General features: G+C 32.5%; 13 protein-coding genes. 5 read left to right on the top strand and 8 right to left on the bottom strand.

Going from position 1 to position 7,437, the window contains the following annotated elements; all coding sequences use genetic code 11:
• Positions 1-108: 108 nt before the first annotated feature.
• The 5 genes from AB7942_RS29830 to AB7942_RS29810 form a co-directional block, all read right to left on the bottom strand.
• The gene (locus tag AB7942_RS29830) at positions 109-915 is read right to left on the bottom strand and encodes a hypothetical protein (protein ID WP_369449685.1); all 807 of its coding nucleotides are present in this window, start codon (positions 913-915) and stop codon (positions 109-111) included.
• A 127-nt stretch (positions 916-1,042) separates the two neighbouring features.
• The gene (locus AB7942_RS29825) at positions 1,043-1,291 is read right to left on the bottom strand and encodes a hypothetical protein (RefSeq protein ID WP_369449684.1); all 249 of its coding nucleotides are present in this window, start codon (positions 1,289-1,291) and stop codon (positions 1,043-1,045) included.
• Positions 1,292-1,310: 19 nt separating this feature from the next.
• Complete coding sequence (locus AB7942_RS29820; RefSeq protein ID WP_369449683.1) at positions 1,311-1,988, bottom strand: hypothetical protein; 678 nt, start codon at positions 1,986-1,988, stop codon at positions 1,311-1,313.
• Positions 1,989-2,037: 49 nt separating this feature from the next.
• Positions 2,038-2,202, bottom strand: a complete 165-nt coding sequence (locus AB7942_RS29815) for a hypothetical protein (protein ID WP_369449682.1) — start codon at positions 2,200-2,202, stop codon at positions 2,038-2,040.
• Positions 2,174-2,383 carry a helix-turn-helix transcriptional regulator gene (locus AB7942_RS29810; RefSeq protein WP_369449681.1) on the bottom strand — a complete coding sequence of 70 codons (210 nt, stop codon included), beginning with the start codon at positions 2,381-2,383 and terminating at the stop codon, positions 2,174-2,176. Before AB7942_RS29810 ends, AB7942_RS29815 begins: the two co-directional genes overlap by 29 nt.
• Positions 2,384-2,667: 284 nt before the next feature.
• Between AB7942_RS29810 and AB7942_RS29805 the strand changes: the two genes are divergently transcribed.
• Positions 2,668-3,690 (top strand): FtsK/SpoIIIE domain-containing protein, encoded by a 1,023-nt coding sequence (locus AB7942_RS29805; RefSeq protein ID WP_369449680.1) that lies wholly within the window; start codon positions 2,668-2,670, stop codon positions 3,688-3,690.
• A gap of 39 nt (positions 3,691-3,729) precedes the next feature.
• On the opposite strand, the gene AB7942_RS29800 is transcribed toward AB7942_RS29805, so the two are convergent.
• Entirely contained in the window at positions 3,730-4,077 is a 348-nt protein-coding gene (locus tag AB7942_RS29800) for a hypothetical protein (RefSeq protein WP_369449679.1), read from the bottom strand.
• A 60-nt stretch (positions 4,078-4,137) separates the two neighbouring features.
• Positions 4,138-5,061, bottom strand: a complete 924-nt coding sequence (locus AB7942_RS29795) for a G1 family glutamic endopeptidase (protein ID WP_369449678.1) — start codon at positions 5,059-5,061, stop codon at positions 4,138-4,140.
• 315 nt (positions 5,062-5,376) lie between these two features.
• On the opposite strand from AB7942_RS29795, the gene AB7942_RS29790 reads away from it, so the two are divergent.
• The 4 genes from AB7942_RS29790 to AB7942_RS29775 all read left to right on the top strand — a co-directional run bounded on the left by AB7942_RS29790 (position 5,377) and on the right by AB7942_RS29775 (position 6,174).
• Entirely contained in the window at positions 5,377-5,526 is a 150-nt protein-coding gene (locus AB7942_RS29790) for a hypothetical protein (RefSeq protein ID WP_369449677.1), read from the top strand.
• A gap of 4 nt (positions 5,527-5,530) precedes the next feature.
• Complete coding sequence (locus AB7942_RS29785; RefSeq protein ID WP_369449676.1) at positions 5,531-5,725, top strand: hypothetical protein; 195 nt, start codon at positions 5,531-5,533, stop codon at positions 5,723-5,725.
• Complete coding sequence (locus AB7942_RS29780) at positions 5,722-5,886, top strand: hypothetical protein (RefSeq protein WP_369449675.1); 165 nt, start codon at positions 5,722-5,724, stop codon at positions 5,884-5,886. The genes AB7942_RS29785 and AB7942_RS29780 overlap by 4 nt, the downstream gene beginning before the upstream one ends.
• 141 nt (positions 5,887-6,027) lie before the next feature.
• On the top strand, positions 6,028-6,174 hold the full coding sequence (locus AB7942_RS29775; protein ID WP_369449674.1) for a hypothetical protein: 147 nt from the start codon (positions 6,028-6,030) through the stop codon (positions 6,172-6,174).
• Between the two features lie 56 nt (positions 6,175-6,230).
• On the opposite strand, the gene AB7942_RS29770 is transcribed toward AB7942_RS29775, so the two are convergent.
• Positions 6,231-7,235: a tyrosine-type recombinase/integrase gene (locus tag AB7942_RS29770; RefSeq protein ID WP_369449673.1), complete on the bottom strand. Its 1,005-nt coding sequence runs from the start codon at positions 7,233-7,235 to the stop codon at positions 6,231-6,233.
• Positions 7,236-7,437: the final 202 nt, after the last annotated feature.

Here is a 7,437-nt window from a genome sequence, read left to right as displayed (position 1 = left end):
TTTTTTCTTAATTATACAAAAAAGTACCCGATAGGTAGACTTTTTTATAAGTGTCTACACTATCGGGTACATTTTAAATCGAGAGGGGCTTTATCTATCGAATAAAGTTTATTTGGGTTGAATACTAACGGTAAGTATTCCAGCCATATTTGATGCTTTATATTTGACATTTTTATAGGTATAGTTTGAATTCAATTTTGACAGATCGTCTGTATTGAATCCTAAGCCTTTCATTAAAATATCTCCTCTTTCTTCCTTGCTAAGAGAAGGGTTAGAGTTTGCAATGAGGTTTCCAAAAGCTAAAAGAATATTAGTGTTTTGTGCCATATTAGTACTAGACGGTTCAGCCATAATGCTAATGTACTTTACTTTATTTGATGTAGGATTTACGTCACTCATTAGCATTAAATAGTCATTTATTTTGGCATTAACCACCACATTATTTTCTTGTTTTTCTCTACCAGTTTCAGTAATTTCATCGATACCAGCACCTTTCATTTCCGGTACTAAAGTTCCCCAACTTTTACTAAATTCATCCCATGTAAAAGCAAATACTGGTTTTTCCTCAGCTTTCTTCTTTGCTTCAGCATCGGCTTTTTTCTTTGCTTCTAACTCAGCTTTTTTCTTTGCTTCTTCTTCAGCTTTTTTCTGAGCTTCCTCTTTCTTTTTAGCTTCATCAGCGGCATTTTGTTTGTCCACAGTTTTGTCCTTTTTATCTTCTTCTTTTACTGTTGTTCCTATTGTTTGTTTAGAATCGGGGCTTAAAGCTCCACCAATAGCCATTAATATAAAACAACCAGCAGCAAATAACATCATCTTCTTGCCTTTTCCTGTTTTCTTAATTGCGCTCACTATTCCCAAAATAATAAACACAATAAACGCTAAAAACCCAATTCCAATAAAAAATGAACCCATGATATTTCCCCCTTATTTTTCTAATCTAGTACAATTATACCGGTATTACGACTAAAAAATAGAAAAGTTTCAAAATATCAACAAAAAAATAAGCCCTTCTCATTCGTTGAGTTGGGCTTTTTCTAATTTAAAAGGGTAAATTATCATACATCGATTTATTCCATTCTTCTTTTTCCAAGTCAATCACCAACTGAGTGATATCTTTATCACCAAACGCTAATATCTTCTCAAGTACAGCATGATAAGACATTTCCTTCTTAATTTGCTTCCAAAACTCAAGAGCGACTTGCTCTGGCTTGCGTCCTCTTAAAGGAAATGTACCAGCTTGCAATGCTCTACTATCAGCTTTGTAATGTATCTCAATTACCACGTTCATTTTATTACCTCATTAAGTTTTATTCGATTGGTGTTAATTTAACAGCTGATTCGGTTTGAAGTTTATACCCATCTATTGCTTCAAACGTATAAGATGGTTCACCACTGCTACCGAGTATAGTATTTACATCTGGAATCCCTTCTAAATCAAACGTAACCAAATTACTCCCACCACCTACAGGAGTAGCCTTATAACGTCCAGCAGGGATATCTTTACCGATGGTATATGTTCCTGCGCTTAAAGACTTGGGTGCATCCTTTTTAACTTTAATGGTACCCTCAATACTCGCAAGTTCATCTTTTTTTGCTTCAATATCTTTATCCAACGATCCAATTTCCTTTTTCTTTGACTCAATATTGCTACTTAAAGTGTCCAATTGCCCTGTTGCACCTTTTATTGAGTCAGCTATTTTTTTCGCTTCATCAAATTCCGTTTTTCTAGCAGCATAATCATTATTTACTGTTTTAATTTTTGCTTGTATTTCTTTAACGGTCGCTTTATATGTTTTTAGATCTTCTTTTTCCGATTTAATTTCCTTTGCGACTTCTTCGTATTTCATTTTTTCACCGTTAAGTTCGGTTTTAGCTCCGTTCGAACCGAATCCATATCCGGTTGAAAATAAAATAATGGCAGCTACAGGAATAGCTACTTTCTTCAATAGCCCTTTTTTGGACTCAATCAATTCTATATTTGCCATAATAATGCCCCCCATAAATATCTATTATGTAAGTAAATTCCTTATCTCTCTACGTAAATCCTTTAATCTCATTTTCTTCATCCTCAAACAATTTCTTTAATTTGTTATCAATATCTTTTGTCATCTCATAGTACATGAGGATGCGTTGAACCTCACCTGGAGTATATCCGTTTGTTTCACATTCCTCAATTAGCTTCATCCACTTTTCGTTCATAAAGATCATCCACCTTACAATCTAATAATTCCGCCAATTGAAAAGCCTTTTCAAGTGATGGAATACTCTTTCCAGTACTCCAATTAGACAAAGTGTTAGCAGATACGCTTAGTTCTTTCATAATAAATTCGCGTTTGTATTTTGATTTTTTAATAATATCCCCAATATTGCTTATAAGCATTAAAAAACACCTCTAGGTATAATTCGATAATTTCCACTCATTTCCCTTTAATAAAAATACTTACATAAAAATACAAGTAATTTTGTGATAGATAGGAATAATGGACAATTCATCCCCCATACCTTGTAATATACCAAATGAAATTCCACCTCAACATACTTCCAAAGAATATTCCAGATTTAGAAATATCAATGGTTTCGATACTATTTTTACTCTTCCAGATTGATGCAACTAATTACTCTGTAATTATCAATGAGGTGGCGTTGATGAAGGAGGAAATGATTTTGATATTTGAAGTAGCTTCAACAATTTTAATGTCAGCAATTTCTTTCAAAGCTTATCAATCAAAAAGTGGGGAAGGGAACGATTCAAAAAAAATTAACAAAATTTTCGCTCTAAGTGGTTTGAATGTAAAAGATGGAAATCAAACTTTAACTGCTCAACAACTTAAAAAGAAAAATTATGAATGGGGTGTCGAATATCGCTATCGGATACCACTAGGTAGAAGTTTTGAGGACTATTTTAGTAAGCAAAAAACAATTGAGTCAGGAATAAATGCAAAGTCAATTAAGACGATTCAATTGAAAGACCTTAAATCATTGAAATTAGACAGGAATATCATTGCTAAAATAAAAGGTCTAAGAACTAAGAAACTCACTGCAAACAAAGAAATAGAGATGTCATATGACGGATTATTAAAGATACAAGTTTACAATGAACCTTTATCAAAAAAAATTCACTGGACTAAGGATTACATTAAAGAAAATACTTGGTCAGTCTTAATTGGATTTAATCGTACTGAGTCTATATATCATGACTTTGATAAAAGAAAACATTTGATTATTGCAGGGGCAACTGGATTTGGTAAATCAGTCATTATGAAATGTATCATTACTTCTCTAATACTCTCTAAACCAAATGATGTTTCCTTTTCACTTATTGATTTAAAGGGAGGATCAGCTTTTGCCAGGTTCAAGAATGCTAGACAGGTGATTAATTATGGAGTCGATAATGAGGAAGCACTTGAAATCCTTCAAGATGTACAGGGGAAAATGAAAGAGGAATATAAAAAAATTGTGGATGATGGGTTTGAAGATGTTTCAGAGGCAGGTATAAGTAAACGACATTTTATTGTTATAGATGAAGCAGCCGATTTAGCAGACGATAAAGTTTGTATGGAGATATTAACAGAGGAAAATGATAAGTTTATTTATCTTGATCAAAAATTAAAGGCAAAGGTTAAATATCGAAATTTAACAAAAAAAGGACTTTTAAGAATCCCAAGTTTTGTGGAGTGGGCAAATTAATTAAAGAGTGGCATTTTGCCACTCTATTTCATTATTATTTCATGGTAATTGTGTTTGAGCATACCATCCAAATTCTTTTTCTTCAATGAACCTTTTAAAGGAACCAGTCAATGTAATTAAAGAGGTATTAGTTTCATCTCTGAACATATAACCTGTATAATCTCTGAGATCAGCACCTTGAATACCGTATCTAAGGGAAAAAGTTATTCTACTTAATACCTCGTCCCATTGACCGGTAAAGGGAAATGAATTTAATGTACCTGAAATACTTCCCGAAGGACTAAAATGTGAAATAATAAAGTCTCCCTGTTTTCCATTTGCATCGAATATGTCCCAAGGTTTCTTACTTATAGGTAATGTTGGTATGAATAATGGAATATTTGGCATAGTAATTTCTCCTTTGGATGTTTCAAATTTCAATAATTTAAAAAGAAAAGTATTTGAAATTTAGTTTGGTGGACTTGCTGGTTTTTGATCCCCAAATGCTACCGTAAATCCGTCTCCATCATTACTTGGTTCAGAAGGAGTTGCAAGTTGTAGGGTGTAAGGGGGGGGAATCATTGCAACACGTTGGAATGAGCTAAACCTCGGATTCATACCGTTTACCCGACAATTATTAAAAGTTACATGTCCAAAATTAGTCAATATTTTAGAAGTCGTGGGACCATATGGAGCCATTTCTACAATGAATTCAGCAAACTTCTTATCTCCCGTATAAGTTTGAATTGTAGTATAGCCCCATCCTAGTGTTCTATTTCTAAGATTAAGCTGCCAACGATTGTTGCGCAATTCACGAATATGAGCCCTCATAATGTTACCTGGCTGAACGGGTTTCTGCACAAAGTGGGGAGCGCTGAATCCATAAAGTTGAAACCAAGCCTGAAAAACTGGTTTCCCGCTAATAAATTGTGCGTCAGTACCTATTTGGATTAAACCATTGTTACCTGATTCACCTGAAATTCCTATCCAAAATGCAGACTGGGTGTCATTGCTACCTGTAAATGTAATATTAGGAACTTGCCACTGGGCAGCAATCATATTAAATCCTTGAGCACCATATGTTGTCGCATTAAGATAATAGCCCGACCAAATCCACTCGTGTCTAGGACACATATTAAATAAGAGTTGGTTTATTTCATTAAACAGATCATTTGCTTTAGTTCTCAATACATTTTCTTTATCGAATAACTTGCTTATTTCTCTACCGATGTATTCCTTTTCATGACCGACAGCTTCTCTCATATCATTTGCAAAAGCTCTTCGCTCAATCTCAATAAAATTTATTTCCTCATTAATCTTTTGTATGCTTTTGTTAATCGCATCTATTTGTCTCTTCGTTTCAGTATCACAGTCATTATAAGTGAAAGGCATGAAATCCTCCTGAATGATAATGTAATGTATTGATTCAAATTTATAATCCCAATTACATTAATTAAATATTCGAGTGAATGGTTGTTGATATTTACTTTTATTACCATCCCATACAAATTATTAACATCCGGGTTATAAATATCTTTATTTTGAAGATGGTATTTTAGTAACTATTCAGGATTAGTCTAGAGTGGCTTAAATGGTCACTCTTTTTTTTGTTTACATCTAATTAATTAGTATTGACAGAAGATTTTGACTTTTATTTCTTATATTTGTATAATAACTTGAAGCGTATTTAAATGATAGGGTGGTTTCATGAAAAAAAGAAAACGTTATATAACAGAAGAAACAATGATCAATATTGATGAAGATGTTTTCAAAATAAAATCTGAGGAATTAATTTGTGCATTATTTATTGATTATGTGAATGATAAACATGGAAAAATTGTGATCGAATTGAGGTGATACGATGACTAAGCAACTAGTTTTCAATAATCGTGAATACCATGTCACTGAAGATACAGAAAAAGTGATATTCAAAGACAATTCTAATCGACCTGTCAAAGTAAATTTTAGTTTTAGCAAAGATACAAATAAAAATAAAATAGCTAAGGATGGGTTAACCATTTTCTTTACAGAGGTATTTAGGGGGGATTATTCATGAAAAATAGGAAAGTAATTGATAATGAAGAAAGACCTCCATATACCGTTACACTACTAAACGAACCAAACTTCGAACACATGGCGAAAGCATTTCAAAATTTATACAATATGTCACAAAAGGAAAGAGAAAGTGAAAAAAATGACTCAAAAACAAAATGTTAAAGAGGATAAAATCGTCTACTCGAAAATTACTGGTCAGAGAAGACCTCCATGTACTAGCGTCAAATCTAATGAACCAAATTTAGATTTAATGGGTAAGGCGATAATCAACTTATATTATCAAACAAGAGAAGGGTTCGCAAAATGAAAAAGAAAACTGACGGAGAGGTAATTAAAATGGATGAACAAACAATCCACATTAAAGGTTTGGGAATGGTTACATCTGTAGGGGAATTAGATTTTGAAAAACTCATCAAGAGGCTATTGAAGAGTAAATACATCACTGGTTAATTAGAGGCAATGATTAGAAAAAAGACGATACCCAATAAAAGGATCGTCTTTTCAGTTTATCTTAATTTACCTTTTCGTTTAACCTTTACAAGGGGACTATATAATTCATGCTGATTTTTTATTGTCTGCTCGTCAAAATGGACATATTTTTTAGTTGTACTAATTTGACTATGCCCAACAATAGCCTGGACAGCAAATATTGAGGCACCTGAAGCTAACATTTCTGTTATAGACTGTCTGCGAAAATCATGACAAGTAAATGACTTTGTGATTCCTGCTTTTTTAACATACCTGTTTAAATTTCTTCTAAATGTGTCTTCAGACATTGGCTCACCATACCAATTCAAAAATAATTTCTTACTATCAAAGTGCGTCTCATTTTCAGTGATTAGTTCAATGAGCATTTTAATAACCAAACCTGATAGGGGAATAATCCTTGATTTTCTTCCTTTAGCCTTTTCAGCAGGTAAAACAATCCTTCTTCCATTTAGGTCAATATCATCAACAGATAAACTTATAGCCTCTTTAATCCTTAACCCTGAATCATACAATAGAAACATAATACACTTATCCCGAAACTGCGGATATTGACTTGTATCAGGGACATTGAGTAATTTTAGAATTTCCACTTCATTGAGAGGTTGAAATATTCTCTCATCCTCTTTTATAAATTTCACTTGTTCTGGTGGATTAATATTTGTTAATTCTTCTTTGAATAAAAAGTTATAAAATGTTTTTAAAAATCTTAAACGGGCATTTGTTGTCTGAATTGATAGTCCATATTCTTTTGTTTTGTAGTTAAAATGCTCTTCTCTAAGGTAGTTAATATATTGTCTTACAATTTGAGCAGTTAAAGCATTGACGTTTATGATTTCTGTTTGAAATTCACTTAACCATTTAATAAAAAAATTATAATGCTCATGGTAACTTACAATTGTAGGTTTTCTTAACCCTTCAGACTTCTTAGAGGAAAGAAAATAATCAAAAGCCTGTTTAAAAGGAAAATCTACTTTGTTTGATTCTTCTCCATTTGTTCTACTTGTAAGTCTTTTTCTTTTCATTTACGCCACCTCAATACACTTTTTATTAAGAAAATGTAGGCAACGTATCAACGTATTTTTGGTCTTAATATGTTGGATATGTTAAGAGGAAATTTGATTATTTGCTGCCTTAATTTGCTTTGTTAACTTTGTTACATTGAAAACAATGTTTAGAAAAATAGCAGTAAGGCTTCCTGTTACAATTCCACTGCTGGTAAGGATT

It is taken from the genome of Neobacillus sp. BF23-41 (assembly GCF_041106275.1).
This window is presented reverse-complemented; position numbering and strand designations above follow the sequence as displayed.

Coding starts and splice junctions, on each gene's coding strand:
- AB7942_RS29830 (WP_369449685.1), bottom strand. CDS start 915: ATGGGTTCATTTTTTATTGGAATTGGGTTTTTAGCGTTTATTGTGTTT.
- AB7942_RS29825 (WP_369449684.1), bottom strand. CDS start 1,291: ATGAACGTGGTAATTGAGATACATTACAAAGCTGATAGTAGAGCATTG.
- AB7942_RS29820 (WP_369449683.1), bottom strand. CDS start 1,988: ATGGCAAATATAGAATTGATTGAGTCCAAAAAAGGGCTATTGAAGAAA.
- AB7942_RS29815 (WP_369449682.1), bottom strand. CDS start 2,202: ATGAACGAAAAGTGGATGAAGCTAATTGAGGAATGTGAAACAAACGGA.
- AB7942_RS29810 (WP_369449681.1), bottom strand. CDS start 2,383: ATGCTTATAAGCAATATTGGGGATATTATTAAAAAATCAAAATACAAA.
- AB7942_RS29800 (WP_369449679.1), bottom strand. CDS start 4,077: ATGCCAAATATTCCATTATTCATACCAACATTACCTATAAGTAAGAAA.
- AB7942_RS29795 (WP_369449678.1), bottom strand. CDS start 5,061: ATGCCTTTCACTTATAATGACTGTGATACTGAAACGAAGAGACAAATA.
- AB7942_RS29790 (WP_369449677.1), top strand. CDS start 5,377: ATGAAAAAAAGAAAACGTTATATAACAGAAGAAACAATGATCAATATT.
- AB7942_RS29785 (WP_369449676.1), top strand. CDS start 5,531: ATGACTAAGCAACTAGTTTTCAATAATCGTGAATACCATGTCACTGAA.
- AB7942_RS29780 (WP_369449675.1), top strand. CDS start 5,722: ATGAAAAATAGGAAAGTAATTGATAATGAAGAAAGACCTCCATATACC.
- AB7942_RS29775 (WP_369449674.1), top strand. CDS start 6,028: ATGAAAAAGAAAACTGACGGAGAGGTAATTAAAATGGATGAACAAACA.
- AB7942_RS29770 (WP_369449673.1), bottom strand. CDS start 7,235: ATGAAAAGAAAAAGACTTACAAGTAGAACAAATGGAGAAGAATCAAAC.